General features: G+C 33.9%; 24 protein-coding genes, 1 other RNA gene and 2 pseudogenes. 24 read left to right on the top strand and 3 right to left on the bottom strand.

Annotated elements, in window-relative coordinates; genetic code table 11:
- The first annotated feature begins 78 nt into the window (after positions 1-78).
- The 16 genes and pseudogenes from CAAU_RS04495 (at position 79) to CAAU_RS04570 (ending at position 17,658) form a co-directional block, all read left to right on the top strand.
- Positions 79-1,014 carry an ABC transporter permease gene (locus CAAU_RS04495; protein ID WP_008908241.1) on the top strand — a complete coding sequence of 312 codons (936 nt, stop codon included), beginning with the start codon at positions 79-81 and terminating at the stop codon, positions 1,012-1,014.
- Positions 1,015-1,082: 68 nt separating this feature from the next.
- Positions 1,083-2,414 carry an RNA polymerase factor sigma-54 gene (rpoN, locus tag CAAU_RS04500; RefSeq protein ID WP_008908242.1) on the top strand — a complete coding sequence of 444 codons (1,332 nt, stop codon included), beginning with the start codon at positions 1,083-1,085 and terminating at the stop codon, positions 2,412-2,414.
- A 114-nt stretch (positions 2,415-2,528) separates the two neighbouring features.
- A complete protein-coding gene (locus CAAU_RS04505) occupies positions 2,529-3,557 on the top strand; it encodes a sugar-binding transcriptional regulator (RefSeq protein WP_008908243.1) in 1,029 nt (342 codons plus the stop codon).
- Between the two features lie 53 nt (positions 3,558-3,610).
- Positions 3,611-4,618 (top strand): type I glyceraldehyde-3-phosphate dehydrogenase, encoded by a 1,008-nt coding sequence (gene gap / locus CAAU_RS04510; RefSeq protein WP_008908244.1) that lies wholly within the window; start codon positions 3,611-3,613, stop codon positions 4,616-4,618.
- 51 nt (positions 4,619-4,669) lie between these two features.
- Positions 4,670-5,857: a phosphoglycerate kinase gene (locus CAAU_RS04515; RefSeq protein ID WP_008908245.1), complete on the top strand. Its 1,188-nt coding sequence runs from the start codon at positions 4,670-4,672 to the stop codon at positions 5,855-5,857.
- 63 nt (positions 5,858-5,920) lie between these two features.
- Positions 5,921-6,676 carry a triose-phosphate isomerase gene (gene tpiA, locus CAAU_RS04520; protein ID WP_008908246.1) on the top strand — a complete coding sequence of 252 codons (756 nt, stop codon included), beginning with the start codon at positions 5,921-5,923 and terminating at the stop codon, positions 6,674-6,676.
- Between the two features lies 1 nt (position 6,677).
- Positions 6,678-8,210: a 2,3-bisphosphoglycerate-independent phosphoglycerate mutase gene (gene gpmI / locus CAAU_RS04525; RefSeq protein WP_008908247.1), complete on the top strand. Its 1,533-nt coding sequence runs from the start codon at positions 6,678-6,680 to the stop codon at positions 8,208-8,210.
- An 18-nt stretch (positions 8,211-8,228) separates the two neighbouring features.
- Positions 8,229-9,527, top strand: a complete 1,299-nt coding sequence (gene eno / locus CAAU_RS04530) for a phosphopyruvate hydratase (protein WP_008908248.1) — start codon at positions 8,229-8,231, stop codon at positions 9,525-9,527.
- Positions 9,528-9,691: 164 nt separating this feature from the next.
- Positions 9,692-9,928: a preprotein translocase subunit SecG gene (gene secG, locus CAAU_RS04535; protein ID WP_008908249.1), complete on the top strand. Its 237-nt coding sequence runs from the start codon at positions 9,692-9,694 to the stop codon at positions 9,926-9,928.
- Between the two features lie 22 nt (positions 9,929-9,950).
- A complete protein-coding gene (locus CAAU_RS04540; protein ID WP_008908250.1) occupies positions 9,951-11,972 on the top strand; it encodes a sodium-translocating pyrophosphatase in 2,022 nt (673 codons plus the stop codon).
- A gap of 88 nt (positions 11,973-12,060) precedes the next feature.
- Positions 12,061-12,612 (top strand): HDIG domain-containing metalloprotein, encoded by a 552-nt coding sequence (locus CAAU_RS04545; protein ID WP_008908251.1) that lies wholly within the window; start codon positions 12,061-12,063, stop codon positions 12,610-12,612.
- An 11-nt stretch (positions 12,613-12,623) separates the two neighbouring features.
- Entirely contained in the window at positions 12,624-14,744 is a 2,121-nt protein-coding gene (rnr, locus tag CAAU_RS04550; RefSeq protein ID WP_008908252.1) for a ribonuclease R, read from the top strand.
- Positions 14,745-14,849: 105 nt separating this feature from the next.
- A complete protein-coding gene (gene smpB, locus CAAU_RS04555; RefSeq protein WP_008908253.1) occupies positions 14,850-15,317 on the top strand; it encodes an SsrA-binding protein SmpB in 468 nt (155 codons plus the stop codon).
- 51 nt (positions 15,318-15,368) lie between these two features.
- Positions 15,369-15,720, top strand: a transfer-messenger RNA (tmRNA) gene (ssrA, locus tag CAAU_RS14195).
- Between the two features lie 80 nt (positions 15,721-15,800).
- Positions 15,801-16,483, top strand: a pseudogene (locus CAAU_RS14205) (UPF0236 family transposase-like protein); the annotation flags it as partial.
- A gap of 158 nt (positions 16,484-16,641) precedes the next feature.
- Positions 16,642-17,658 carry a DNA cytosine methyltransferase gene (locus tag CAAU_RS04570; protein WP_008908255.1) on the top strand — a complete coding sequence of 339 codons (1,017 nt, stop codon included), beginning with the start codon at positions 16,642-16,644 and terminating at the stop codon, positions 17,656-17,658.
- Positions 17,659-17,917: 259 nt separating this feature from the next.
- Here CAAU_RS04570 and CAAU_RS04575 read toward each other — a convergent pair whose 3' ends face one another.
- From CAAU_RS04575 to CAAU_RS13865, 3 genes are all read right to left on the bottom strand, one after another.
- On the bottom strand, positions 17,918-18,712 hold the full coding sequence (locus CAAU_RS04575; protein WP_008908257.1) for a PDDEXK family nuclease: 795 nt from the start codon (positions 18,710-18,712) through the stop codon (positions 17,918-17,920).
- A gap of 398 nt (positions 18,713-19,110) precedes the next feature.
- Positions 19,111-19,752 (bottom strand): ImmA/IrrE family metallo-endopeptidase, encoded by a 642-nt coding sequence (locus CAAU_RS13860; protein WP_008908258.1) that lies wholly within the window; start codon positions 19,750-19,752, stop codon positions 19,111-19,113.
- Positions 19,753-19,837: 85 nt separating this feature from the next.
- Positions 19,838-20,182 carry a helix-turn-helix domain-containing protein gene (locus tag CAAU_RS13865; protein WP_008908259.1) on the bottom strand — a complete coding sequence of 115 codons (345 nt, stop codon included), beginning with the start codon at positions 20,180-20,182 and terminating at the stop codon, positions 19,838-19,840.
- Between the two features lie 200 nt (positions 20,183-20,382).
- Here CAAU_RS13865 and CAAU_RS04590 point away from each other — a divergent pair, with 200 nt between their 5' ends.
- The 8 genes and pseudogenes from CAAU_RS04590 (at position 20,383) to CAAU_RS04625 (ending at position 26,380) form a co-directional block, all read left to right on the top strand.
- Positions 20,383-20,577 (top strand): helix-turn-helix domain-containing protein, encoded by a 195-nt coding sequence (locus CAAU_RS04590; RefSeq protein WP_008908260.1) that lies wholly within the window; start codon positions 20,383-20,385, stop codon positions 20,575-20,577.
- 19 nt (positions 20,578-20,596) lie between these two features.
- Positions 20,597-20,911: a hypothetical protein gene (locus CAAU_RS04595; RefSeq protein ID WP_008908261.1), complete on the top strand. Its 315-nt coding sequence runs from the start codon at positions 20,597-20,599 to the stop codon at positions 20,909-20,911.
- Entirely contained in the window at positions 20,908-22,044 is a 1,137-nt protein-coding gene (locus CAAU_RS04600; protein ID WP_008908262.1) for a DUF2800 domain-containing protein, read from the top strand. Before CAAU_RS04595 ends, CAAU_RS04600 begins: the two co-directional genes overlap by 4 nt.
- A 30-nt stretch (positions 22,045-22,074) precedes the next feature.
- Positions 22,075-22,593 (top strand): annotated as a pseudogene (locus CAAU_RS04605) (DUF2815 family protein); the annotation flags it as partial.
- A gap of 5 nt (positions 22,594-22,598) precedes the next feature.
- Positions 22,599-24,545: a DNA polymerase gene (locus CAAU_RS04610; RefSeq protein WP_008908264.1), complete on the top strand. Its 1,947-nt coding sequence runs from the start codon at positions 22,599-22,601 to the stop codon at positions 24,543-24,545.
- A 22-nt stretch (positions 24,546-24,567) separates the two neighbouring features.
- Positions 24,568-25,380 (top strand): phage antirepressor, encoded by an 813-nt coding sequence (locus CAAU_RS04615; RefSeq protein WP_008908265.1) that lies wholly within the window; start codon positions 24,568-24,570, stop codon positions 25,378-25,380.
- Between the two features lie 32 nt (positions 25,381-25,412).
- A complete protein-coding gene (locus CAAU_RS04620) occupies positions 25,413-25,775 on the top strand; it encodes a DUF7768 domain-containing protein (RefSeq protein ID WP_008908266.1) in 363 nt (120 codons plus the stop codon).
- Positions 25,754-26,380: a hypothetical protein gene (locus CAAU_RS04625; RefSeq protein ID WP_008908267.1), complete on the top strand. Its 627-nt coding sequence runs from the start codon at positions 25,754-25,756 to the stop codon at positions 26,378-26,380. Before CAAU_RS04620 ends, CAAU_RS04625 begins: the two co-directional genes overlap by 22 nt.
- Positions 26,381-26,925 lie beyond the last annotated feature (545 nt).

Raw genomic sequence — 26,925 nt, forward strand, 5'->3', positions numbered from 1 at the left:
AGGGTATAATTATTATATTTGTAGCTGCTGATTATATATACAAATGGTTGAAAGAAAGAAGAAAGGAGGCAATCAAGAATGCATAGCATAACGATCTCCCTATTCGTCTCATTAATTGCAGCTACATTAAGATTGGCAACTCCTATAATATTTGCAGCCTTAGGTGGCGTAATATCAGAAAGATCGGGCGTTGTAAATATAGGACTTGAAGGTATAATGATAGCTGGAGCATTTTTTGGAGTTTTAGGATCATTCCTTACAAACAATGCTTGGGTCGGAGTGTTATTTGCCATTATAGCAGGAATGGGAATAGCACTAATTCATGCTGTATTGAGTATAAACTTAAGAGCAGATCAAACAATCTCTGGTGTTTCAATCAATATATTTTCTGCAGCTTTAATGAGCTTTTTACTCTTTAAGATATTTGCAAGAGATGGTCAAACTGATGGCGTGACACAGCTTAGCTATCCTAAGGAATTTTTTAAGGGAATTCCGTTAATAGGTAATCTCTTAGCAGAGCTTAACTGGTTTGTTTTTATTGCCTTCGGTTTAGCATTACTTCTTCATTTAATGCTCTACTATACACCTCTTGGACTAAGAATTAGATCAGTTGGTGAGCATCCAAAGGCATCAGATACTTTAGGTATTAATGTTTATAAAATGAGATATTTATGCGTTCTTTTATCAGGAGCCTTTGCAGGATTAGGCGGAGCTGCGCTATCCCTCGGGGCTACAAACCTGTTTAGAGAGGGTATGGTAAGCGGTAAAGGTTTTATAGCACTAGCGGCTATGATATTTGGAAACTGGAAGCCTTTTGGAGCTCTTGCAGCAAGCTTGTTATTTGGCTTTGCTGAAGCCTTTAGAATCGTTGCACAGGGATTTGGATGGAAGGTTCCAGATGAGGTTTATTATTCCTTCCCATATCTTTTAACTATGCTTATGCTTGCTGGATTTGTTGGAAAAACTACTCCACCAGCAGCAGATGGAATTCCATATACAAAGGGCGAAAGATAAACAGGCTACAATGCCTGTTTATTTTTTGTATAATAAAATTAGATTATTTTTTACAGTGGGGGAAGAATATGTTGCAATTTGACTTGAATTTAAAAATGGAAAACAAACTCATTTTAACGCAAGATATGAATCTATCCTTAAAAATTTTACAAATGAATGTGTTGGATTTGGAAAAATATGTTTATGAAGAGATTGAGGCAAATCCTCTTTTAGATATAGATGAAGAAGATAACAAACTTTTTCTTCAATTGATGTCATATCATGAAAGCTCTTCCTATCAGGAGAAAAGCGATGAAAATATTCAAAAAGAATTTATAGAAAATAAGGAGCTAGCTCTTAGGGATATTTTACTTGAACAATTAAGACTTTTAAAACTCGATAATAAAAAATATAGAATTGGGAAATATATAATTGATAATTTAGATGATGCTGGATATCTTATGCTCTCTATTAGAGATTTATCAAAGGAGCTTAGGGTTAGGACAGAAGAAGTAGAAGAATTGATTAGAACTATTCAGACTTTTGAACCATACGGCGTTTGTGCTAGGGATTTAAAGGAATGTTTAAAGATACAATTGATCAACTCAGGTTGTGCAGATGATATGATAATAAAACTTATAGAAGATCATTTAGAGGACGTTGGAAAGCTAAACTATACAAAACTTTCCAAGTGTTTAGGACTAGAAAAAGAAAAAATAATTTACTATATTAATGTGATTAAAAAATTAAATCCAAAGCCTGGCTTAGTATATAAGGAAAGTTCTACACAATATATTTTTCCAGATGCATTTATCTATTTTGATAAGATTAATGACGAAATTAAAGTGGAAATAATGGATAAGAGAATACCTAAGCTTAAAATAAATAAAATGTATGTTGATCTATTAGCAAATGGAGATACGCTTGAAAAAGAATTTGTTAGTGACAATTTTAAAAGAGCATTTGCACTAATAAAGGCTATAGAGAATAGGAAAAATACCATCGAAAAAATAATTTCGTATATTGCAAAGGAGCAAAAAGACTTTTTATTTAAAAATGGCACTAAAAGAACGATATATCTTAGTGATATAGCCAAGGTAACTAACTTACATGAATCTACCATAAGTAGAACCGTTAATAATAAATATGTCCAAACACCAAAGGGAATAATGCTGGCAAAGGACCTTTTATCAAGGGGGATTTCACAAGAAGATGATAGGATATCTGTAGAGCAAATAAAGAAATTAATAAAAGAAATAATAACAAATGAGGACAAAAGAAGGCCCTATTCAGATGTTCAAATATCAGACCTTTTATTGGAAAAGGGTATTAAGATTTCAAGAAGGACAGTAACAAAGTATAGGGAGGAAATGAATATTTTACCTTCAAATTTAAGAAAATTAGATAAAAATGTTAAATAGGCTATTGAAAAAAATAAATAAAAGTGATATATTTGATTTAGGAAGAGGGACAAAATTAACAACATAGGGACAAATTAAGTCCCATATTTAAAGCACCTGAGGAGTGATTTTTTCTTGAAAAAAGTCCTTTCAATACAACAAAAGATTATTCCAGAAATGATAGACCTATTAAAGAAAAGGTATGAAATATTAAAAACTATATATTACAATCAACCTGTTGGTAGAAGAGCATTATCTCAGGAACTTAATTTAGGTGAAAGAATTGTAAGAACAGAAGTTGAGTTTTTAAAAAATCAAGGATTAGTAGAGGTTAATCCAATAGGGATGATTTTGACTAAAGATGGTGAGAAAATCCTTGAAGAGCTAAAGGAAATTATCTATGTTTTAAATGATTATAAACATTTAGAAGAAAAAGTTCAAAAATTGCTAAAAATAAAAAGGATAATTATAGTTCCGGGAGATAGTGAAAAGGATAGAACCGTTTTAAAGGAAATGGGTAGGGTATGTGCAAATTATATAAAGGAGCTAATACATGAAGGCTCAATCATATCGTTGACGGGAGGGACTTCAGTAGCCCAAGTTGTTGAAAATTTTCCAAAGATTAATACAAAGGATGTGTTAGTCCTTCCAGCAAGAGGTGGTATTGGAAGAGATGTTGAGATCCAAGCAAATACTTTAACGGCAAATTTAGCAAAAAAAATAAATGCAAATTATAGACTTTTACATGTCCCTGATAATATTAGTTCAGAAACTTTAGAAACCATCGCAAATGAGCCAGAAGTTAAAGAAATATTAGATGTCTTATCAAAATCTGACTTGTTAATCTTTGGTATAGGCAGAGCCGATGAAATGTCAAAAAGAAGAGGAATGCCACCTGAGCAGATAAATGAGCTGATAGACAAAGGTGCAGTTGCAGAAGCCTTTGGGTATTATTTCAATAAAAACGGTGAGGCAATATTTAGAACACCTTCTATTGGAATAAATTTTTACGATGTGAAAAATATTAAGAATGTAGTGGCGATTGCCGGTGGAAAAAATAAGGCTGAGGCGATTATAGCAACAAGAGTAAACAATCCTAATATGGCCCTTGTAACAGATGAAGCCGCAGCCAACGAGATTATTAACATATTGCATAGCAAGTAAAAGTTTAATCTTTTACTTAAAATAAAAAATTTTACATATTTAGGAGGGATATTATGTCAATTAAAGTTGCTATTAATGGTTTTGGAAGAATAGGAAGAAATGTTTTTAAAATTGCACAAACAAGACTAAATAAGGACGTAGAAATAGTAGCGATAAACGATTTAACAGATGCTCCAACCCTTGCTCATCTTTTGAAATATGACTCACTCTACGGAAAATTTGAAGGCACTGTTGAAACTAAGGAAAATGCAATAGTTGTAAATGGTAAGGAAATTAAAATTTATGCTGAAAAGGATCCAAAGAATTTACCATGGAAGGATCTTGGAGTAGACATCGTAATCGAATCAACTGGTTTATTCACAAAGAAGGAAAAGGCAATGGCTCATATTGAAGCAGGTGCTAAGAAGGTTGTTATAACAGCTCCAGCTACAGATGAAGATATAACAATAGTAATGGGAGTAAACGAAAAGGATTATGATCCTGCAAATCACCATATTATTTCAAATGCATCCTGCACAACAAACTGCTTAGCTCCATTTGCTAAAGTTTTACATGAAAAATTTGGTATAATCAAAGGTTTAATGACAACTGTTCACTCATATACAAATGACCAAAGAATATTAGATTTACCACATAAGGATTTAAGAAGAGCAAGAGCAGCTGCTCAATCAATAATACCAACAACAACTGGTGCCGCAAAGGCAGTTGGTAAAGTTCTTCCTGAATTAAAGGGAAAACTCAATGGTTTTGCACTAAGAGTTCCAACTCCAACTGTTTCTGTAACAGACCTAGTTTGCGAAGTTCAAAAGCCAACAACAGTTGAAGAAGTAAACGCAGCATTAAAGGCAGCAGCTGAAGGAGAACTTAAAGGCATTTTAGGTTACTCAGATGAACCACTTGTTTCAATGGATTACAAGGGAGATGAAAGATCATCAATAGTAGATGGACTTTCAACAATGGTTATAGATAACATGGTAAAAGTTGTTGCATGGTATGATAATGAATGGGGTTATTCAAATAGAGTTGTGGACCTAGTAAATTATATAGCTGAAAGAATGTAATATAAATGTCCGGTCAAGGCCGGACATTACTTTCAGAATGGAGGGGAATATATGAATAAAAAAACTGTGAGAGATATAGATGTTAAGGGCAAAAAGGTTATAGTAAGATGTGACTTTAACGTTCCACAGGATAAAGATGGTAATATAACTGACGATAGAAGAATTGTTGCTGCACTTCCAACTATCAAATATTTAATTGAAAACGGAGCAAAGGTTATCCTTATGTCGCACCTTGGGAGACCCAAGGAAGGATATGATCTTAAGTATAGCCTAAAGCCAGTAGCAGAAAGATTATCACAACTTCTTAACAAGGAAGTTAAGCTTGCAGAGGATCCTGACGTTGTTGGAGAAAATGCAATTAGACTTACCTCTGAAATGAAAGAGGGAGATGTTGTTCTATTAGAAAACGTTAGATTTGTAAAGACAGAAACTAAGAATGACTTAGATTTTGCTAAAAAACTTGCATCCCTTGCTGATATATTTGTAAACGATGCCTTTGGAACTGCCCATAGAGCTCATTCATCTACAGCAGGAATAGCTCAATTTATTCCAGCTGTTGCAGGATTTCTAATTGAAAAGGAAATTACAATAATGGGTAAGGCCCTTGAAAATCCTGAAAGACCCTTTGTAGCAATATTAGGAGGCGCAAAGGTTTCAGATAAAATAGGAGTTATTAATAATCTGTTAGAAAAAGTTGATAAGCTCATTATAGGCGGTGGCATGGCTTATACATTCCTAAAAGCTCAAGGGCTTAACATTGGAAACTCATTGTTAGAGGAAGATAAGATAGAATATGCAAAGGAAATGCTTGAAAAAGCACAAACAAAGGGAGTTAAAATCTATCTTCCTGTAGATCATGTAGTTGCAAAGGAATTTAAGGCAGATGCAGAGCATATGACAGTAGATGTTGAAATTCCAGAAGGATACATGGGACTTGATATTGGACCAAAAACAATAAAGCTTTATGAAGAAGCTTTAAGTGATGCAAAAACTGTTATATGGAATGGACCAATGGGTGTATTTGAAATGCCAGCATTTGCAGTTGGAACTAAAGCTGTTGCAGAAGCGCTTTCAAAACTTGATGCTACGACTATAATTGGAGGAGGAGATTCTGCAGCAGCAGTAGAGCAACTAGGATATTCAGAAAAGATGACCCACATATCAACAGGAGGAGGAGCATCTTTAGAATTCCTTGAAGGCTTAGAACTTCCAGGAATTGCAGCATTAAATGATAAATAGGAAGATACTAAGTATCTTCCTTCCTTATCTTAACTTAGGCAACAATTTTGAGGAGGAAAAATAATGAGAAGACCAATAATTGCAGGTAATTGGAAAATGAATAAAACTGCAAGGGAAGCTGCACAGCTTATTATAGAACTGAGGGATAAGGTAAAGGATGCAAAATGTGAAGTGGTTGTTTGTCCGCCCTTTACATCCTTAGCCCAGGTTATAACTTTGGTTGAAGATACAAACATTAAAGTCGGAGCACAGAACATGTATTTTGAAGAAAACGGAGCCTTTACAGGAGAAGTATCACCTATAATGCTAAAGGAATTAGGGGTAGAATATGTAATCTTAGGACATAGCGAAAGAAGAATGATATTTAAAGAAGACGATGAGCTTATAAATAAAAAAGTAAAGGCTGCTTTTGTCCATGGTTTAACGCCTATACTTTGCGTTGGAGAAACCTTAAAGGAAAGAGAAGAAAATAGAACATATGAAGTTATAAAAGAACAATTGAAAGAGGACTTAGACGGTTTAGATAAAGCTAAAGTTGCTAAAATGGTTATAGCTTATGAGCCTGTATGGGCTATAGGAACAGGTAAAACTGCCACAGCTGAGGATGCAAATGACGTTATAAAGTTTATTAGAAATTACATCCGTGAAAATTTTGGAAATGATGCAGCAGAAGAAATTAGAATACAATATGGAGGAAGCGTTAAACCATCCACAATAAAAGAACAGATGGCACAAAGCGATATAGACGGTGCCTTAGTTGGTGGTGCAAGTTTAAACGCTACAGAATTTGCAGCAATTGTAAACTATAAGGAGGATTAAGATGGTTAAAAGGCCAAGAATATTAATTATACTTGATGGCTGGGGAATTAACGAAAAAAAAGAGTGGAATGCAATAGATAACGCAGATCCTAAAAATTTTAAATTTTACTGGGAAAAATATCCCCATACAAAATTGAGTGCATCAGGCCTTGATGTAGGGCTTCCAAAAGGACAAATGGGGAATTCTGAAGTAGGACATTTAAACATTGGTGCAGGAAGAATAATATATCAAGAATTTACAAGAATAAATAAGGAAATAGAAGAAGGAAATTTCTTTAAAAATGAAGCCTTTTTAAAGGCTATAGAAAATTGCAAAATTCATAATTCATCAATGCACCTTTTTGGACTTTTATCCGATGGTGGAGTTCATAGCCATATAGAACATTTAGAGGCACTATTAAAACTTTGCAAAGACAATGGCCTTAATAATGTTTATGTTCATGCCTTCCTTGATGGAAGAGATGTTCCGCCTCAATGTGCGTTAGATTATGTAGATAGATTAGAAAATTATATGAAACAACTAGGTGTAGGTAAAATAGCAACCATATCAGGTAGATATTATGCTATGGATAGGGATAAAAGATGGGAGAGGACGCAGCTTGCTTATAATGCAATAGTTAAAGGTGAAGGTGAAATTGCAAGATCTGCAAGGGAAGCTGTTGAAAAGTCCTATGAAGAAAATAAAACGGATGAATTTGTGATTCCAACAGTTATCGTTGAAGAAGATAAACCGGTGGCTACATTAAAGGAAAACGATTCAGTTATATTCTTTAATTTCAGGCCAGATAGAGCAAGACAGATAACAAGGTCTATTGTAGATGTTGATTTTGATGGATTTGAGAGAAAATATTTTAAAGTGTTTTTCGTTTGCATGACTCAATATGATAAAACTATAGAAAATGTTGAAATTGCCTATAAGCCTGAAAAATATAAAAACACCTTCGGAGAATACTTAAGTAATTTAGGATTAAAACAATTAAGAATTGCAGAAACAGAAAAATATGCCCATGTTACATTCTTCTTTAATGGAGGAGTTGAAGCACCCAATAAGGATGAAGACAGAATATTGATTCCTTCACCAAAGGTTGCGACCTACGACTTAAAGCCTGAAATGAGTGCATACGAAGTAACTGATAAAGTAATAGAAATGATAGACAGCGATAAATATGATTTTATTATATTAAACTATGCAAACCCAGATATGGTTGGTCATACTGGAGTTTATGATGCAGCAGTTTCTGCAATAAAAGCTGTTGATGAATGCCTTGGAAAGGTTGTAAACAGGGTATTAAGCAAGGGTGGGGCAGCGTATATAACTGCTGACCATGGTAATGCTGAGCTTATGGTCGATTATGAAACAGGAGAACCTTATACAGCACATACTACAAATTATGTTCCTTTTATAGTAGTAGGAGAGGGTAATATAAAGTTAAAAGATGGTGGTAAATTAGCTGATATTGCTCCTACAATAATAGATCTTATGGGCTTACCAATTCCTGCAGAAATGACAGGAAATAGTTTAATAGAAAAATAATAAGAAAGGGGAATGAAAATGAAAAACTATGTAGAAATAATCGATATTTATGCGAGAGAAGTTTTAGACTCAAGAGGAAATCCAACTGTTGAAGTTGAAGTTGTTCTTGAAGACGGCACTGTTGGAAGAGCAATAGTTCCATCAGGAGCATCAACAGGTGCATTTGAAGCTGTAGAATTAAGAGATGGAGATAAGGCAAGATACAATGGAAAAGGTGTATTAAAGGCTGTTGACAATGTAAACAATGTAATAGCACCAGAACTTATAGGAATGAACGTATTTGATCAGACTCTTATCGATAAAACATTAATTGAACTTGATGCAACAGAAAATAAAGGAAAGCTAGGGGCTAATGCTATTTTAGGTGTATCACTTGCAGTAGCAAGAGCAGCAGCAGAAAGCCTTGGATTACCGTTATATCAATACATAGGCGGAGTTAACGCAAAAGTATTACCAGTTCCTATGATGAACATTTTAAACGGTGGAAAGCATGCTGACAACAATGTAGATATACAAGAATTTATGATAATGCCTGTAGGGGCACCAAACTTTGCAGAAGCTTTAAGATGGTGTGCAGAAGTATATCATTCACTAAAGAAGACTTTATCAAAAAAGGGTTACAACACAGCAATAGGAGATGAGGGTGGATTTGCACCAAATCTTAAGTCAAATGAAGAGGCAATTCAAGTTATAATTGAAGCAATTGAGGCGGCTGGATATAAACCAGGTGAACAAATTGCAATAGCTATTGATGCTGCTGCAACAGAACTTTATAAGGAAGATGGAAAGTATCACCTTGAAGGAGAAGGAAGAGTATTAACTGCAGAAGAAATGGTAGCCTTCTGGGAAGACTTAGTAAACAAATATCCAATTGTTTCCCTTGAAGATGGTCTTTCTGAAGAAGATTGGGATGGATGGAAGATATTAACAGATAGATTAGGTAAGAAGATTCAGTTAGTTGGAGACGACTTATTCGTCACAAATACCAAGAGACTTGAAAGAGGAATTAAGATGGGCGTTGCTAACTCAATCCTTATAAAGCTTAACCAAATAGGAACACTAACAGAAACATTAGAAGCAATCAAGATGGCAGAAAGAGCTGGATATACTGCGGTTGTATCCCACAGATCTGGTGAAAGTGAAGATACTACAATTTCTGATCTTGTTGTTGCAGTTAATGCAGGACAAATAAAGACAGGCGCTCCTGCAAGAACAGATAGAGTTGCAAAATACAACCAATTATTAAGAATCGAAGACGAACTTGGAGAAGTTGCTGAATATCTTGGTTCAAAGGCCTTCTACAATGTAAAAAGATAATAACCAACATTATTGTACCCCTAAATAAGCTAAAGGGCTCTGCCCTTTAGCTTAAAATTTATGATAGCACATAAAATAATTATGATATATGATTATGATTGTATTTATTTTTTTATATGTTAAAATATGAAATATGAATTGATTCTAATAAGGAGGTGCTTTAGGTGAAAACATTTGTTATTATTGTCCATGTAATTGTAAGTTTAATAATAATAACTACAGTTTTAGGTCAACCTGCAAAAACCTATGGATTATCAACTGCAATATCAGGCGGTGCTGAAACTTTCTTTGGCAAAAACAAAGGAAGAACAATTGAAGGTAAGTTAAGAAAACTTACTGTATTTGCCATGATTCTTTTTGTTATTACATCCATGCTTTTAGTATACTTAACAGGCAAATAATATTCACAAAGGGGGTACAATAATGAATATTGTTTTAGCACCAATTGCAGGTGTTATTGCGCTGTTATTTGCTCTTTATTTATCAAATAAGATTTCAAAGGCAGATGCTGGAACTGACAGAATGAAGGAGATTGCTAGCTACATACATGAAGGTGCTATGGCATTCTTAATGAGGGAATATAAGTCATTATCAATATTTATTATAGTTGTATTTTTGGTGCTTGGATTTTTTATAAACTGGTTAACAGCTTTATGTTTTATTTTTGGTGCACTATTTTCTATTTTAGCTGGATTTTTTGGAATGCAGGTTGCTACAAAGGCCAATGTAAGAACTGCTAATGCAGCAAGAACAGGCCAAAACAAAGCGCTTGAAATTGCCTTCTCTGGCGGCGCAGTCATGGGGATGAGCGTTGTTGGTCTTGGCCTTTTAGGAGTAGGAGCACTTTACATGATTTTTAAAGATGCAAACATAGTTACAGGCTTTGGTCTTGGTGCCAGCTCAATAGCTCTTTTTGCTCGTGTTGGTGGAGGTATCTATACTAAGGCAGCCGATGTTGGTGCAGACCTTGTTGGTAAAGTTGAAGCTGGAATTCCTGAGGATGACCCAAGAAATCCAGCAGTTATTGCGGACAACGTAGGTGACAACGTTGGAGACGTTGCGGGTATGGGTGCAGACCTTTTTGAATCATATGTAGGATCTATTATTTCTGCACTTTCATTAGGTGCTATAGTTTTTAATGATAACAAGGGGATAATATTCCCATTAATTTTAGCAGCTGTAGGTATTATTTCTTCAATTATCGGTTCATTGTTTGTTAAAGGCGATGAAAATTCCAATCCACAAAAGGCCCTTAAGAATGGAACTTATGTTAGCAGTATTTTAGTGATTATAGCTTCAGCTATATTAAGTAAAACTGTATTTGGAGATTATAAAGCGTTTTTTGCAATAACAGCTGGTTTAATAGTTGGAGTTTTAATTGGTCAATTTACAGAAATGTATACATCCGCAGACTATAGTCACGTTAAAAAGATTGCAAAACAATCTGAAACTGGGCCTGCAACAACAATAATTTCAGGTTTAGCTGTAGGTATGTATTCTGCTGTTTTACCTGTTGTATTTATTGCTTTTGCAACTATCCTTGCCTTTTTTATAATGGGAGGATATGGTTCAAGCCAAAATGTTTTAGCTGGACTTTATGGAATTTCACTTGCTGCTTTAGGTATGCTTTCAACAACAGGTATGACGGTTGCAGTTGATGCCTATGGACCAATAGCTGACAATGCAGGCGGAATTGCTGAAATGTCAGAACTTCCAAAGGAAGTTAGAAAAATTACTGATACTCTTGATTCCGTAGGAAATACGACAGCAGCAATAGGAAAAGGCTTTGCGATAGGTTCTGCTGCTTTAACAGCACTTGCTCTGTTTGCTTCCTATTCACAGGCCGTTCAATTAAAGGCAATTGACCTTTTAAATCCAATGACATTAGTTGGACTTTTAATTGGTGGAGTTTTACCATATTTCTTTGGTGCATTGGCTATGGAGGCTGTTGGTAAAGCAGCAAATCACATGATTGAAGAAGTTAGAAGACAGTTTAAGTCCATACCAGGGCTTATGGAAGGTAAGGCAAAACCTGATTATAAAACTTGTGTTGATATTTCAACTGCAGCTGCTTTAAAGGAAATGGTTCTTCCAGGAGTTTTAGCAGTTGTTGTTCCACTTTTAGTAGGATTACTTCTTGGTGCAGAGGCGTTAGGAGGACTTCTTGCTGGTGCCCTTGTATCAGGTGTTTTAGTTGCAATCCTAATGGCTAATGCCGGTGGAGCATGGGACAATGCAAAGAAATATATTGAAACAGGTGAACATGGAGGAAAGGGTAGCTTTGCCCACAAAGCAGCTGTTGTTGGAGATACTGTAGGCGATCCATTTAAGGATACTGCAGGACCAGCGATGAATATCTTAATTAAGCTTATGACAATTGTTTCACTTGTATTTGCACCATTGTTTGCAAAATTCGGTGGAATATTATTAAACTTAATAAAATAATTAAAGACCTGCGAAAGCAGGTCTTTAATTTAAACTTTTATATGTATAAAAAAGTTAAATTGTCAAAAAATACTTAGGAGGGGTTATAATGGATAGAAGTTTGGCTCTATTGCAGGTTAGAGAAAGGGTCAAAAATGAAAATCTTATAAAACACATGCTTGCCGTTGAAGCTGTAATGAAATCCCTTGCAAGGAAATTAGGGGAAGATGAGTTAAAGTGGGGAATATGCGGATTAGTTCATGATATTGACTATGAAGAAACATATGAGACTCCAGAAAAACATAGTATAATAGGAGCAGAAATTTTACAAAATTTAGGATATCCTGATGATTTAGTTTATGCCGTTAAGGTTCATAATGAGGTTCACGGACTGCCAAGAGTAAGCCTTCTTGATAAAGCTCTATGGGCATCTGACCCTGTTACAGGGCTTATTATAGCATCAGCTCTTGTATTGCCGGATAAAAAATTAGAAAGCTTAACAGTTGATTCAGTCATTAAAAAAATGAAGAAAAAAGATTTCGCAAAGGGAGCCAACAGAGAACAAATAAAATCGATAGAGGAGATAGGCATTTCTTTAGAAGAGTTTTTAAGCTTATCTATTGATGCTATGAAGGAAATTGCAAATGAATTGGGGTTATAAGGAGTGATTGCATGAGCAAAATTAAAGAATCTATTTTAGAATTTTTAAGAAGGGAAAGCTATAGGCCAATGTCGGCAGAAGAGCTTTCAAAGGCATTTCAAATCGACAGAAAACAAATTGGAGAATTCTTCTCTATTATCGATGAGATGGAGGAAGAGGGACTAATCTTTAAAACAAGTAAAGAAAAATATGGCCTTCCTGAAAAGATGAACTTAGTGATAGGTAAACTACAGGGACACCAAAAGGGATTTGGCTTTGTAATTCCTGATGATGAAAAGTTAATGGATGTTTTTATCCCAGCTGAAAACATCAATGGAGCTATGCACAATGATAGAGTAGTTGCAAGGATAATTAAAGCTGCAACACCGACCAAAACAGCTGAAGGTGAAATTATTAAAATTTTAAAAAGAGCTAATACAAGGGTTGTCGGAACCTTTGAGAAAAACAGTTATTTTGGCTTTGTTATTCCAGATGATAAAAGGATATATCAAGATATATTTATTTCAAAATCAAACTTTAATGGTGCTAAAGATGGTGATAAGGTTATAGTTGAGGTTACAAAATGGCCTGAAAAAAGAAGAAATCCTGAGGGAAGGATTATAGAAGTATTAGGTAACAAAAATAAACCTGGAATTGACATCTTGTCGATTATTAAAAAATACAATCTTCCAGAGGAATTTCCTAAAGAAGTTGAAGAATATGCAAATGCTATACCAGATGAAATACCTGAAAAAGAAATAAAAAGAAGAAGGGATCTTAGAAATTTAAGAATTGTAACAATAGACGGGGAAGATGCAAAGGATTTAGATGATGCTGTGTCAATCGAAAGACTTCCTGATGGCAAATTCAAGCTTGGGGTTCATATAGCTGATGTTACATACTATGTAAAGGAAAAATCTCCACTAGATAAAGAAGCATTGAAAAGGGGAACTAGTGTTTATCTTGTAGATAGAGTAATTCCTATGCTTCCTAAAAAGTTGTCTAATGGTGTTTGTAGTTTGAATCCTAGGGTTGATAGATTAACTTTATCCTGCGTCATGACAATTGATCAAAATGGTAAAGTTGTTGATTATGAAATATTCGAAAGCGTTATAAAGACATGTGAAAGAATGACTTATACAGATGTTACAAAAATACTGCGGGATAATGATCCGGATTTAATAAAAAGATATGATTATTTATATGAAGATTTTAAAGCAATGGAGGAGCTATGTAACATTCTAAATAGAAAAAGAATGCAAAGGGGAGCTTTGGATTTTGACTTTGAAGAATGTAAGATTATCCTTGATGAAAAAGGGAAACCAGTTGAGGTTAAACCCTATGAAAGGGATATAGCAAACAGGATAATTGAAGAGTTTATGATAGTTTGCAATGAAACTATTGCAGAACATATGTTTTGGGCAAATATTCCTTTTGTCTACAGAATTCACGAGGATCCTGATTACGAAAAGATAATGCATTTTAACGAATTTGTTCACAATTTAGGCTATAAGGTAAAGTTTGCAAAGGATATTCATCCTAAAATGCTGCAGGAAGTTTTAGAGAGTGCAAAGGGTAAAAAGGAACAGCCTATAGTTGATATGCTTCTTTTGCGCTCATTAAAGCAGGCCCGATACTCACCTGAATGCTCAGGACATTTTGGTTTGGCGTCAAAGTATTACTGCCATTTTACCTCACCAATTAGAAGATATCCGGATCTCATAATTCATAGAATAATAAAGGAATATTTAAAGGGGAAAATCGATGAAAAAAGGATAGAAAAATTAAAAGCAATTGTTGAAAAGGCAGCAAAGCAGTCAAGTGATATGGAAAGATTGGCGGATGAAGCTGAAAGGGAAACAGAAGATTTAAAGAAGGCAGAATATATGGCAGAAAGAATAGGGGAAATTTATACAGGTATAATTTCCTCCGTGACACACTTTGGTATGTTTGTAGAACTGTCTAATACAATTGAAGGTTTAGTTCATATTAATAGCATGACGGATGATTACTATTTATTTGACGAAAACCTTTACGCATTGATTGGAGAAGAAACAAGAAAGATTTATAGGCTGGGAGATGAAGTTAAAGTAAAAGTTCATAGGGTTGATATAGAAAGTAGAAATATAGATTTTGTTTTAGTCGAGGAGTAGGGCACTTTAAAGTGCCTCTATTTTTTTATTGCATTTACAAATTTAGCTGTTATAATATAAGATGAATAAAGGGGTAAGCATTAGCGTTCTATGTGAGGTGTTGATATGAAGAAAAACGAAAAAAAGGTTTTAGCTGAAAATAGAAAGGCAAGGCATGATTATTTTATAGAGGAGACTTATGAGGCGGGGATTGAGCTTTTTGGAACTGAAGTTAAGTCCGTTAAATTAGGTAAAGCAAATTTAAAGGACAGCTATGCAGAAGTTGTTGATGGTGAGATTTTTGTTTATAATATGCATATTAGTCCTTATGAGAAGGGAAATATCTTCAATAGGGATCCTCTTCGCCCTAAAAAACTTTTAATGCATAAGTCAGAGATTAGAAGATTAGCAGGTTTGGTTTCCCAAAAGGGATATACTTTAATACCTTTATCATTATACGTTGTAAGGGGACTTGTTAAGGTTGAATTAGCCCTCGCAAAGGGTAAAAAGCTTTATGACAAGAGGGAAGACATAGCAAAACGTGATGCAAGAAGAGAAGTTGAGAAGGAATTTAAGATTAAAAATTTATACTAAGTCCATTGAAAATCATATTAAAACTTGCTATAATATAATATGACCTCCTATGGGGGCGTCTTGGCTTTCGACGGGGGTAGGAGGAATTCGGGAAGCGAGTCGTGGTGCTCGGAACCACGTTAAAAACCGGGAATTAAAAATAAACGCAAACGATAATTTAGCTTTAGCTGCCTAATTAAAGGCGGTCGTCCTACCCAAGAGGCCCACGGCTTGGGATAGGGCGTGGACTAGTGGGGAACGGGCCTATCTAAGCTTTGCGATAGGTCGGCATCTATGAAGCTACTGAAATCCGAATCCTGTCAGTGGGAGTCGGATGGAGGGAATGTCAAAACACTGACTGCACTCGGAGATGCCTGGGTTTCACTGCCTTCGGACAGGGGTTCAACTCCCCTCGCCTCCACCATATTTGAACAACACAATGATACGATAGATAATAGCCTTGAGGAATCAGGGCTTTTTGTTTTTGAGGCTTACGTTTAATATGATAACTATGGAATAGAGAGTATGGAAAAGATAAACATAGCAGGAGATGGAGCAAGATGTATAAAGGAAGGAATGGAGTGGATTCCGAAAGCGAAATTTGTATTAGATAGATATCATTTGTATTAGATAGATATCATTTGAATAAATACATAATAAGAGGGACAGCAAAAAGAGAAGAATATGGGAAAAAGATATGGGGAGTGATAAATGAAGGGGATAAGAAGGCTTTAAGGGAGATATTTAAGGAGTTATTAAATATAGCAGAAACTAAGACAGAAAATGGGAGAGCTAAAGAAGCAAGGAGGCATATATTAAACAACTGGGAAGGGATAGTAATATATAAAGAAGACGAGGATGTAATAGGATTCAGTGCAGAAGGATATATAAGCCATGTATTATCGGCGAGATTAAGCAGTAGGTCATTAGGATGGAGTAAAGAGGGATTAAAAATAATGTCGAAATTAAGGGTATTTAGCAGGAATGGAGGTAATTTAAAGGAAATAAGTATATATAAGAAAGATATTAAAGCATTTAAATTAAGTAAAAATAAGATAAAAGACACTATTAAAAGAATAAATAATTCCTCACGTGAAGGAATAAATCATATAACAATATTAAACATTGGGAAAGTAACGCCAATTTATACGGTTTTGAAATCAATAAAATATGAAAATATCATATAAGTTTTAGGAGTTTACAAAAGCTTTGAATTAAGAAGTTCTTTGGGTTGTCAAAAAAATATCTTACAATATCTTGACACTCTTTAGGATTAAAAAACTTGAAATTATAGCTCTTTGTGCTATAATTGTAATCGAAATTTAAACTTAAAGAGGAGAGCACTATGATTGATATAAAGAAAAAGTCGCTTTATGGCTTTACATTTATCGATTTATTTGCGGGATTAGGTGGTTTTCGAATTGCGTTAGAATCGCTAGGTGCAAAATGCGTTTTTTCAAGTGAAATAGATGAATCAGTAAGAGAGGTTTATATTGAGAATTTTGGAGATATACCTTACGGAGACATTACTCAAATAGATGAATATTCTATTCCAGAACACGATATTTTGTGTGCTGGGTTTCCATGTCAAGCTTTCTCAATAAGTGGAAAACAGCGTGGCTTTGAAGATAGTAGAGGCACATTATTCTTCGATATCGCAAGAATTGTGAAAGCCAAGAAGCCAAAGATTGTTTTTATGGAAAATGTTAAGAATTTTGCTTCCCATGATAATGGAAAAACTTTATCAGTTGTTAAATCCATAATGGAAGAGTTAGGGTATACATTTTATTATAAAGTTTTAAATGCTGCAGACTATGGAATTCCTCAAAAGAGAGAGCGTATTTACATGGTTTGCTTTAGAAATGATCTAGCCATTAAAAAGTTTAATTTTCCTAAGCCTTTTCCATTAAAAAAACATGTTGAAGACTTTTTGATAAAAGATGAAAATCAAGTAAAGCATTTATACGTCCAACGACCAGATATTTATTTCAATGGAGTGGAAGATAATAAATATAGTAACAAACCAATTAGGTTAGGAATAGTGAATAAAGGTGGTCAAGGTGAAAGGATATACAGCGTAAAGGGGGTAGCGATAACACTTTCGGCTAACGGTGGAGGAGTATTTTCCAAGACGGGAGGATACTTAATTAATGGAAAAATTAGAAAATTGCATCCTAGGGAATGTGCAAGGTTAATGGGGTTTCCTGATAGCTACAAAATATGTAAGAACGATAATCAAGCCTATAAGCAATTTGGTAATTCTGTAGTTATTGATGTATTGCAACTGATTGGTCAAGAGATAGGGAATGTCATGGAGGAAGCAAAAAATGAAAGAAATAGAATTCAGATAATGGCTATCTAAAAACAATGCTACCATAAGATAAAGATAAAAAGTTATCTTGTGTCGAGTTTGAAACGTTTTGAGAAGGCAATAGAAAACTGTGATATTGTTAAACAATATTGCAGTGATAAGTTTTTTTACCTGTTATCTCGCTTTCAAATCAAAGGTTTAAATGACAATATGAACAAACTTAAAAATGTAGATTTATCAAATGGAAAATACCAGCTAAGTGTATTTAATTATGCACTAAATAGGCATAAGCAGTTCATTGAGAATGAGATTACAACAAAGCCCGAATGAACTCTTCGGTGCCGATGCCGCTTTTATTTGCTGTTAAATCAATTGAAAAAATGACATTTGCATTAAATGTATTAGAAAGCTTTCTAATTTCATATTCAGAATCTCGTAGCGAGAACATATATTCATATCCGTTTAATATGAAACGTTGATTGTGTAAAGATTCTGCCAAAACAACAAAAAGCTTACCTCCTTCAATTCTTGTGCTTTTAATATCATAACCCTGGGATTTAATGTAGCTTAGAATATTGGGTATGTTACTCTTTCCAACATGACTAGATCCACTGCGTTTAACTCTATATTTAGCACTAACATTAAAATATTCACTAAATCTTTCAATAGGAAAAATAGTATAGTTATTTGTTATAAAATAGCAAACACCCTTATTTCTATAGGTATCGATAATCCAATTTGAAAAGATTTCTGAGCCATTGTTCATTATTATATCTTTTCCTGATGTGCCAGCTTCTTTAAACTCGTCAAATTGAGCATTCATATGCTTAATGATTTGTTCTGCATATGTATTTTTTGGAGTGGTATTTAGAGGGCTATAAATGAATGTTCTTTTTGCAATATCTGGTAGCAAAACAAATTGACCGCATTGTGCTGGACAGTGTTTTGCCTCAATGTAAAAAACATTTCCAGACTTAGTTGTGACTTTAATGTCTGGAATAGTTGAGTCAGATCTCCCCATATGTTTAAAGCTTGCATAGTCACCAAATTTTCTATTTAAGTATTCAGTACAGTCTATTTCAAAATTTTCCCACATTGATGGCATAATTCTACCTCCTATTATTTGAGCAAATTTTATAATTTTAAAGCCTTGAACATACTTAATTTTTAGTAATATAAAAAAGGAAATTCAACCTAAATGTTGAATGTGATGAGTGTCGACAAATTACAAAAAAATGGGGAAATCCTATTTATATATATTCGATAAAAATGTCTATTTTCCTTCGAAGAAATGTTAAAATTTTAAAAATAAATAAAAACATTTTCAATATTAAGAATTATAGATGAAAAGTAAACGCCAAAATTTTAGCATTTACAACTTTTCTAAAAAAGCATTAAAATATCCTAGTAAGGCAATAAAGCTTTACTAGGATTAATTTATTTCTTGTCTTTAATTTTCATTTTACAGGTATCTTATGAGACCAAGATATAATAGCATTTTCATTATCTGCTTGGTAAAAATCTTTTTCTTTCTCCCCCCATAACAAAATCAAAAAACCTTTCAAAAAATAAATACTCAACATTAGCATACACATTTTTGTGTCCAAACTTTTTAACATTATCATAAATATAAATTGAAGCCTCCTCAGAAACGTTGCACATGGTTTGAATCATAGCAGGTGTTAGACCATGAATATTTTTAAGTAGAGCAATTGGAGCTAAAAGCTCTGCAGCAAAAGCATCTGCTTCTTTTTCTAAAATTAAATATTGATTATCAGATAAAGTTTTTCTTACATCAGTTTCATCAAAATCTTCAAGATGTCCAAGGACTATATGTCCAAGCTCATGAGCCAAGGTCCAAACAAATCTTCCATAAGGCTTAATGTCATTTTTATAAATTGTTAAATACCTGTTATTCGATAGATATGTAGAGGCCAAACAGTCATCTATATCTTTAAATTTAAAAGGATCAACTCCACCACAATATTCTATAGCTGTAGCGTAATCTACTAAAGTGTAACCATATTTGTTAAATAGTAATTCTATATTAACAGGCAGTGAGTTTATATTGTTTTCAAGTAAAATTTCCTGAGCTTTCTTAATAGAGCGCTCACGTTTTACAATTTTAGGCAAGCAATCCCCCATCATTTATCACCTCTGGTTAAATATACTAATATTATACCGAACAAATGTTCGGTTAACAAGTAAAAAAAGAGAAAGAAAATTTAAGTTATTTGTTTTTTCTCTCTTCTTTTTCAAGAATAATTTCAATAAAATCAGCAAGATCATCTAAAACTTCCTTTGGCTGGTTCTTAGCTCTTTGAAGCGACTTAACAAGCTTTTCAGATTTTGATATACCAAGTATAGTCTCATCTTCTTCATTTTCATCTAAAAGCTTTGCCATCGGAACATTTAATGCAGAAGCTAGCTTTTTTAGTGTATCAAAGGCTGGCTTCTTTTTTCCGTTCTCAATTTCTGAAATAGTTGATTTTGATAAGTCAGTCAAATTAGCCAAATCAATAATAGACATATTCTTTTCTTTTCTTATTTGTCTAATTCTTTCACCTATATCCATAACTTCACCACCTTTAGGGTTCGCTAATACTTACTTATATTATATCATATGGTTCTTAAATGTAAATAGAAATTAAAGAAAAAGTTAGCAAGAGTGAAAAAACATAAGAAAAGTTCACAAAAATAGAACTATTTAGGTTCACATTAATTTGAATTGAGTTCGCATAAGTGATAATATCTAAAACAAAGGAGGTGAGGTAAGTGAACAAAATAAAAGAAATAGCAAAAGAAAAGAACATGACAATCCAAGAGATAATTGAAAAATCAAGGATTTCAAAGACACATATGTATGACATCATAAACGAACGTAAAAGTCCTACATTAAGAGTTGCTGAAAGAATAGCAAAAACGCTTGACGTCGATTTAAGCGAACTTTTCCCACTTAAAGAAGAATAATTGAAAGTGAGGGGTGAAGATGAAGATTGAAATCACTTTAAATGCATCTGAGGATTTATTAGAGGCAATAAAAAGCATAGCAATGTTTGTGGGAAAAATTAATGATGAAAAGAACAATGAAGGTGCAGATAATTCATCTGTATTGGAGGAAAAACCTAAAAGAGAGCAGAGGAAAATCACACTGGAAGAGTTAAGAAGCAAATTAGCCTCAATTTCGCAGAGCGGTAAGCAGAAGGAAGTGAAGAACCTCATAAAAAAATTTGGTGCAGAAAAATTAAGTGAGATTAAAGAAGAAGACTATGAAGAACTTTACAAGGAGGCAGAAAAGCTTTGAAAAAACATGCACTACTTTCTGCTTCAAGTTCTAAAAGATGGCTTATGTGTCCACCAAGTGCAAGACTTGAAGAAAATCTTCCTGAAGAAAAAACTGTCTATGCTGAAGAAGGAACATTTGCACATAAGGTGGCAGAAGTCTTTATAAATTTTCACATACAAAAAATCAATAAAGATGAATTCGCAACTGAGATGAATAAGCTTTCTAAAAGTCCTTTTTATACCCAAGAGCTTTTAGATTATCTTGACATTTACATAAGCTTTGCGGTTGAGAAGATAAATTCAATTAAAAATGGTATTGCATTAATTGAACAAAGACTTGATTTTAGCCAATATGTTCCTGAAGGCTTTGGGACAGGTGATTTAGTTTTAATTGATGAAAACTTATTAGAAATAGTTGATTTAAAGTATGGAAGAGGGGTAGCAGTAGAGGCACAAGACAACACCCAAATACGACTTTACGTCTTAGGAGCCCTCAACCAATTTGAATGCTTATATGATATTGATACAGTAAAAATGACAATTTGTCAACCACGCCTTGATTCTATAACAACTGAAGAAGTGAAAGTTAAAGACTTAAAGGAATGGGGAGAGAATTTCGTAAAACCAAGGGCAGAACTTGCATATAAAGGTGAAGGAGAGTTCTGTGCAGGTGAGCACTGCAGGTTCTGCAGAGCAAGATTTACTTGCAGAAAAAGAGCCGAGGAAAACTTAAAGCTTATTAAATTAGACTTTAAAAATGAAGCACTCTTAGATGATACAGAAGTTTTAAAGATATTAAATAGGATAGATGAAATTAAAAGGTGGGCAGATGACATTTATACTTATGCCTTAAGTCTGGCAGTAAATGAAGGCAAAGTTTGGGAAGGCTTTAAATTAGTTGAAGGCCGATCCAATAGAAAATTTATAGATGAAAAAAAGGTAGTAGAAAAACTTTTTAGATATGGATTAAGTGAAGGTGAAATATACACAAGGAGCTTAAATTCAATAACAGCCCTTGAGAGAAAACTTGGAAAAGAAAAGTTTAATGAAATCTTAGGTGATTTTGTTATAAAGCCTCAAGGTAAGTTAACACTTGTAAAAGAAACTGATAAAAGACCAGAGTTTAATTCACCACAAGAAGATTTTAGTTAAAAGGGGGATAAAAAGATGAAATAGCAAAATACAAAGGTTGTTACAGGAAAAGTAAGATTCACTTATGTAAATGTTTTTAACAAAAAAGCAATTGTAGAAGGACAGGAGCCCAAATACTCTGTATGCATTTTAATTCCAAAGACAGACACAAAGACAATTGAGAAGATAAATAAGGCAATTGATGCGGCAAAGGACTTAGGAAAGAATCTTTGGGGAGGAAAAGTTCCTTTAAACTTAAAGACACCAATTAGAGATGGGGATATAGAAAGGCCAGATCAGATAGAATTTAAAAACCACTATTTTTTAAACGCAACAACAAAAATAAAGCCTGGCATTGTGGATATAAATTTAAATGAAATAATAGATGAAAATGAGTTATATTCAGGCTGCTATGGAAGAGTTAGTATAAATTTTTACCCATTTAACCAAGCAGGTAATAAAGGAATAGGATGCGGACTTTTAAATCTTCAAAAGCTTGAAGATGGAGAAATGCTTGGAGGGAGAGCAAGGCCTGAAGATGATTTTGCTGATGATGATATTCTAGGGTGATGCAAATGAAGTATCTGTCAATTGATATTGAAACATTTGGTAGGTGTGACCTCACAAAATGTGGGGTCTACCGATATATTGAGGATGAAGAATTTGAAGTTCTTTTATTTGCCTATGCATTTGATGATGAAGAGGTAAAGGTAGTTGATTTAAAAAGAGGAGAGAAAATAACAGAAGAAGTTTTAAATGCACTAACCGATGAAAATATAATTAAAACAGCCTTTAATGCTAACTTTGAAAGGACATGTCTTGAAAAATATTTAAGCTTAAAACTATCCCCTAATCAGTGGAGATGCACAATGGTTCATTCGTTATATTTAGGTCTACCAACAACATTAGAAGATGCAGCAGAGGTTTTAAATCTTGAAAATAAAAAGATGAAAGAAGGAAAAAGCTTAATAAAATATTTTTCAGTTCCATGTAAACCCTCAAAGTCAAATGGCTTAAGAACAAGAAATCTTCCAGAGCACAGCTTAGAAAAATGGGAAACATTTAAAGAATACTGCAAAAAAGACGTTGAGGTTGAAAGAGAAATTAGAAAAAGACTTGAAAAGTATCCACTCCCAGATAAAGAGCACACCCTTTGGGTGCTTGATCAAAAGATAAATGATTATGGAGTAAAAGTTGACACAAAGCTTATTCTAAATGCAATAAAGTGTAGCGAAATAACAAAAGAAGAACTTCAAAAAAAGGCAAAAGATATAACAAAGCTTGATAATCCTAACAGCTTAATTCAGCTTAAAAATTGGCTTATTAATAAAGGGATAGAGGCAGATGAGCTATCCAAAGAAAATGTAGAGGAATTGATTGAAAAGGTTAAAGATGAAGATGCGAAAGAAGTTTTAAAGCTTAGATTAGAACTTTCTAAAACATCAGTTAAAAAGTATGAAGCAATGATAAGGGCAGTATGCAGGGATGATAGAATAAGAGGTCTTTTGCAGTTTTATGGTGCAAACAGAACAGGAAGGTGGGCAGGAAGGCTTTCGCAAATTCACAATTTCCCAAGAAATAATTTAAAAAACATAAAAGAGGCAAGAGAGCTTTTGAAAAGTGGAAACTATGATATCCTTAAAATCTTATTTGATGAGAGCATTCCTGATATATTGTCCCAGCTTTTAAGAACAGCAATTGTCCCTTCAGAAAGCCATAGATTCATAGTATCAGACTTTTCAGCCATTGAAGCAAGAGTTATAGCTTATCTTGCAGATGAAAAGTGGGTTTTAGATACCTTTAAGGGCAACGGAAAGATTTATGAGATGACAGCAAGCAGGATGTTTAATGTTCCAATTGAGAAAATAGTTAAAGGAAATCCTGAATATGATTTGAGGCAAAAAGGAAAGGTTGCAACACTTGCTTGTGGTTATCAAGGAGGAGTTGGTGCTTTAAAGGCTATGGGTGCATTAAAGATGGGACTTAAGGAAGAAGAGCTGCCATCAATAGTTAAAGCATGGAGAGATGCTAATCCTAACATAGTTAAGTTTTGGAAGGATGTTGAGGATGCTGCAGCTGAGGTTTTAGAGACTAAAGGCTCAATTACTTTAAATAAGGGTCTTAAGATATTTGCAGATTCCAGCTTTTTATTTATAAAACTTCCTTCGGGAAGGCATCTTAGCTATCCAAAAGCAAGAATAGAAGGTGACTTTAAGATAACTTATGAAGGGATAGAGCAAGGGACAAAGAAGTGGTCAAGAATAAAAACTTATGGCGGAAGATTAGTTGAAAATATTGTCCAAGCAGTTGCAAGAGACTGTTTAGCTGAGGCAATGATGAGGCTTGATAGGGCAGGCTATAAGATAGCATTTCATGTTCATGATGAGGTTGTTTTAGATGTTCCGCTTGGATTTGGATCAGTTGAAGAGGTTAAAGAAATAATGACAAGAGCAATAGAGTGGGCAGAGGGACTTCCTTTAAATGCAGAGTGTTTTGAAACTTACTTTTATATGAAAGATTAGATAAGAAAGAGAGGGAAATGTAATGATGAGCAGCTTAGAAGTATTCAGAAACAGTGAATTTGGAGAATTAAATGTCTTAATAATTGACGGAAAAGAATATTTTCCAGCGACAGATTGTGCAAGAATTTTAGGATATACCAACCCTCAAAAGGCTATAAGGGATCATTGCAGGGGGTGCACGAAACGTTCAGTAGGGGTAGTAACAGGGAAAAAAGCTGATGGAACAGATGCTATACAGGAAGTAGAAATGAAATTTATACCAGAAGGAGATCTTTATAGATTAATTGTTAAATCAAAATTACCTAAAGCAGAACGTTTTGAACGATGGGTTTTTGATGAAGTTTTACCTTCTATAAGAAAACACGGAATTTATGCAACTGATAAGCTAATTGATGAAATTATTGCTGATCCTGATTTAGGTATAAGACTTTTTACAGAGCTTAAGGTTGAAAGGGAAAAGAGAAGACAGCTTGAGATTGAAAATGCAATGAGCAGGCAAATAATAGGGGAGCTAAAACCAAAGGCCACATATTATGACTTAATACTTCAAAATAAATCACTTGTTCCAATAAGTAAAATAGCAAAGGACTATGGTATGTCAGGTAAGGCAATGAATAGGCTTTTACACGAACTTGGCGTTCAATACAAACTGGGAGATACCTGGCTTTTATATCAAGAATATGCAGATAAAGGCTATACTCAATCAAAGACTCATATAATTGATGCTGATAAAACAAGAATTCAAACATACTGGACGCAGAAAGGACGCCTATTTCTATACGATTTACTGAAGAATAAAAAAGGCATAGTACCATTGATAGAACACTATGTATAAATATACAGAAATAATGCATAAAGGGTGATTTTATGAAACATGAAAAGCTTGTATATATTTGCTCACCACTTAAAGGTGATGTTGAAAAGAATATTCTAAGGGCTAAAAGATACTGTAGATTTGCCTATTCAAAAGGGTTTATCCCAATAGCACCACATATAATTTTTACATCGTTTCTTGATGATGATAACCAAGATGAAAGACAAGATGGGATGCAAATGGGGCTTAAACTTCTTTTAAAATGCCATGAAATATGGGTGTTTGGTGATGTGGTTTCAGAAGGTATGGTAATAGAAATAAAGATGGCTAAAAACTACAGGATACCGATTAGAAGATTTAATGCATTTTGTGATGAAGTGGAGGGTGATATTTTATGCTTAAAAACGATGGAGTAATACACATAGCTGCAGGTAGAAATAGAAAAGAAAAGATATGGGTAAATAAAGAGATGAAGTGGTCTGAGCTTGTAGAAAAGCTAAGCAGCACCATAAGAACGCATGAAACGGTTGAGGAATATAAGGCTATGACAAAACAGGAACAGGATGATATAAAGGACGTTGGAGGTTTTGTTGGAGGAAGTTTGAAAGATGGAAGAAGAAAGAATACGCATGTTATAAGTAGAAGTTTAATAACTCTGGATGCCGATCATGTAAAAGATGATCTCCTTTATAAAATTGATGAAAAACTAAAATGTGCATACTGCATATACTCAACCCATAAGCACACAAAAGAAAATCCAAGACTTAGGATAGTGATTCCTCTTAAAAGAGCAGTTACACCTGATGAATATCAAGCAGTGTCAAGAAAAGTAGCAGAGGATTTAGGCCTTGATAACTTTGACGGCACAACATTTGAGGCAGCAAGATTAATGTATTGGCCCTCAACCTCAAAAGATGGGGAATATATTTTTAAAGTTTATGATGATAAATGGCTGGATCCTGATAAGGTTTTAGTGTTATTCGGCAAATTATTTCATCTCAAAAAATTCAAATTAATTTAACCTAAAAAGGATTTAAAATAGCTAAAAATGCAAGGATGAAATAATTTGCACCACAAAAAAACAGAAAAAAAGTCAAAATGTTTAATCCTTAATGAACATAAAAAAAGAGGGGTAACCCCTCATGGTTAAGCTGAAATATTTACTTCAGTCTGAGCTTCGTAAATAAGCTCACTATCAATAACTCTTGTGTTTTTGTTAGCTCCAGCAATCAAGCTCATTCTTGCAATTGCGTTTAGTGGCCTTAAAAGCCCATTAGAGCTTGAATATAAAAGTTCGAGGGCATCATCAGTGAATATTGGCTCACTTCAACCAGCAATTTTAAGCATATATGGAATATACAGCTTTACTTCATCTAAGGTTAATCCTTTTAAAGAGTAATTAACAACAATTCTTTGTCTTAGTGCTTCATGCGGTTGCCTTTGAATTTGAGATATAAATTGAGTTTGACCGGAAAGAATAAGAACAGCACAATCTTTAGAGTCCATTTGAAAGTTAAAAATTATTCTTAGATCGTCAAGTATTGAATTTTAAGGAATTGAGCTTCG

The sequence above is a fragment of the Caloramator australicus RC3 genome (assembly GCF_000297115.1).
Lineage (GTDB): Bacteria > Bacillota > Clostridia > Clostridiales > Caloramatoraceae > Caloramator > Caloramator australicus.

What these genes read in the sequence shown, in the direction of transcription:
- CAAU_RS04620 (WP_008908266.1), top strand. Translation starts at nt 25,413, where the DNA reads ATGAAACATGAAAAGCTTGTATATATTTGCTCACCACTTAAAGGTGAT.
- CAAU_RS04625 (WP_008908267.1), top strand. Translation starts at nt 25,754, where the DNA reads ATGCTTAAAAACGATGGAGTAATACACATAGCTGCAGGTAGAAATAGA.
- smpB (WP_008908253.1), top strand. Translation starts at nt 14,850, where the DNA reads ATGAAGAAAAACGAAAAAAAGGTTTTAGCTGAAAATAGAAAGGCAAGG.
- gap (WP_008908244.1), top strand. Translation starts at nt 3,611, where the DNA reads ATGTCAATTAAAGTTGCTATTAATGGTTTTGGAAGAATAGGAAGAAAT.
- CAAU_RS04545 (WP_008908251.1), top strand. Translation starts at nt 12,061, where the DNA reads ATGGATAGAAGTTTGGCTCTATTGCAGGTTAGAGAAAGGGTCAAAAAT.
- CAAU_RS04595 (WP_008908261.1), top strand. Translation starts at nt 20,597, where the DNA reads ATGAAGATTGAAATCACTTTAAATGCATCTGAGGATTTATTAGAGGCA.
- CAAU_RS04540 (WP_008908250.1), top strand. Translation starts at nt 9,951, where the DNA reads ATGAATATTGTTTTAGCACCAATTGCAGGTGTTATTGCGCTGTTATTT.
- CAAU_RS04615 (WP_008908265.1), top strand. Translation starts at nt 24,568, where the DNA reads ATGATGAGCAGCTTAGAAGTATTCAGAAACAGTGAATTTGGAGAATTA.
- rpoN (WP_008908242.1), top strand. Translation starts at nt 1,083, where the DNA reads ATGTTGCAATTTGACTTGAATTTAAAAATGGAAAACAAACTCATTTTA.
- CAAU_RS04515 (WP_008908245.1), top strand. Translation starts at nt 4,670, where the DNA reads ATGAATAAAAAAACTGTGAGAGATATAGATGTTAAGGGCAAAAAGGTT.
- eno (WP_008908248.1), top strand. Translation starts at nt 8,229, where the DNA reads ATGAAAAACTATGTAGAAATAATCGATATTTATGCGAGAGAAGTTTTA.
- CAAU_RS04575 (WP_008908257.1), bottom strand. Translation starts at nt 18,712, where the DNA reads ATGCCATCAATGTGGGAAAATTTTGAAATAGACTGTACTGAATACTTA.
- CAAU_RS04495 (WP_008908241.1), top strand. Translation starts at nt 79, where the DNA reads ATGCATAGCATAACGATCTCCCTATTCGTCTCATTAATTGCAGCTACA.
- rnr (WP_008908252.1), top strand. Translation starts at nt 12,624, where the DNA reads ATGAGCAAAATTAAAGAATCTATTTTAGAATTTTTAAGAAGGGAAAGC.
- gpmI (WP_008908247.1), top strand. Translation starts at nt 6,678, where the DNA reads ATGGTTAAAAGGCCAAGAATATTAATTATACTTGATGGCTGGGGAATT.
- tpiA (WP_008908246.1), top strand. Translation starts at nt 5,921, where the DNA reads ATGAGAAGACCAATAATTGCAGGTAATTGGAAAATGAATAAAACTGCA.
- CAAU_RS13865 (WP_008908259.1), bottom strand. Translation starts at nt 20,182, where the DNA reads ATGGATATAGGTGAAAGAATTAGACAAATAAGAAAAGAAAAGAATATG.
- CAAU_RS13860 (WP_008908258.1), bottom strand. Translation starts at nt 19,752, where the DNA reads ATGGGGGATTGCTTGCCTAAAATTGTAAAACGTGAGCGCTCTATTAAG.
- CAAU_RS04570 (WP_008908255.1), top strand. Translation starts at nt 16,642, where the DNA reads ATGATTGATATAAAGAAAAAGTCGCTTTATGGCTTTACATTTATCGAT.
- CAAU_RS04610 (WP_008908264.1), top strand. Translation starts at nt 22,599, where the DNA reads ATGAAGTATCTGTCAATTGATATTGAAACATTTGGTAGGTGTGACCTC.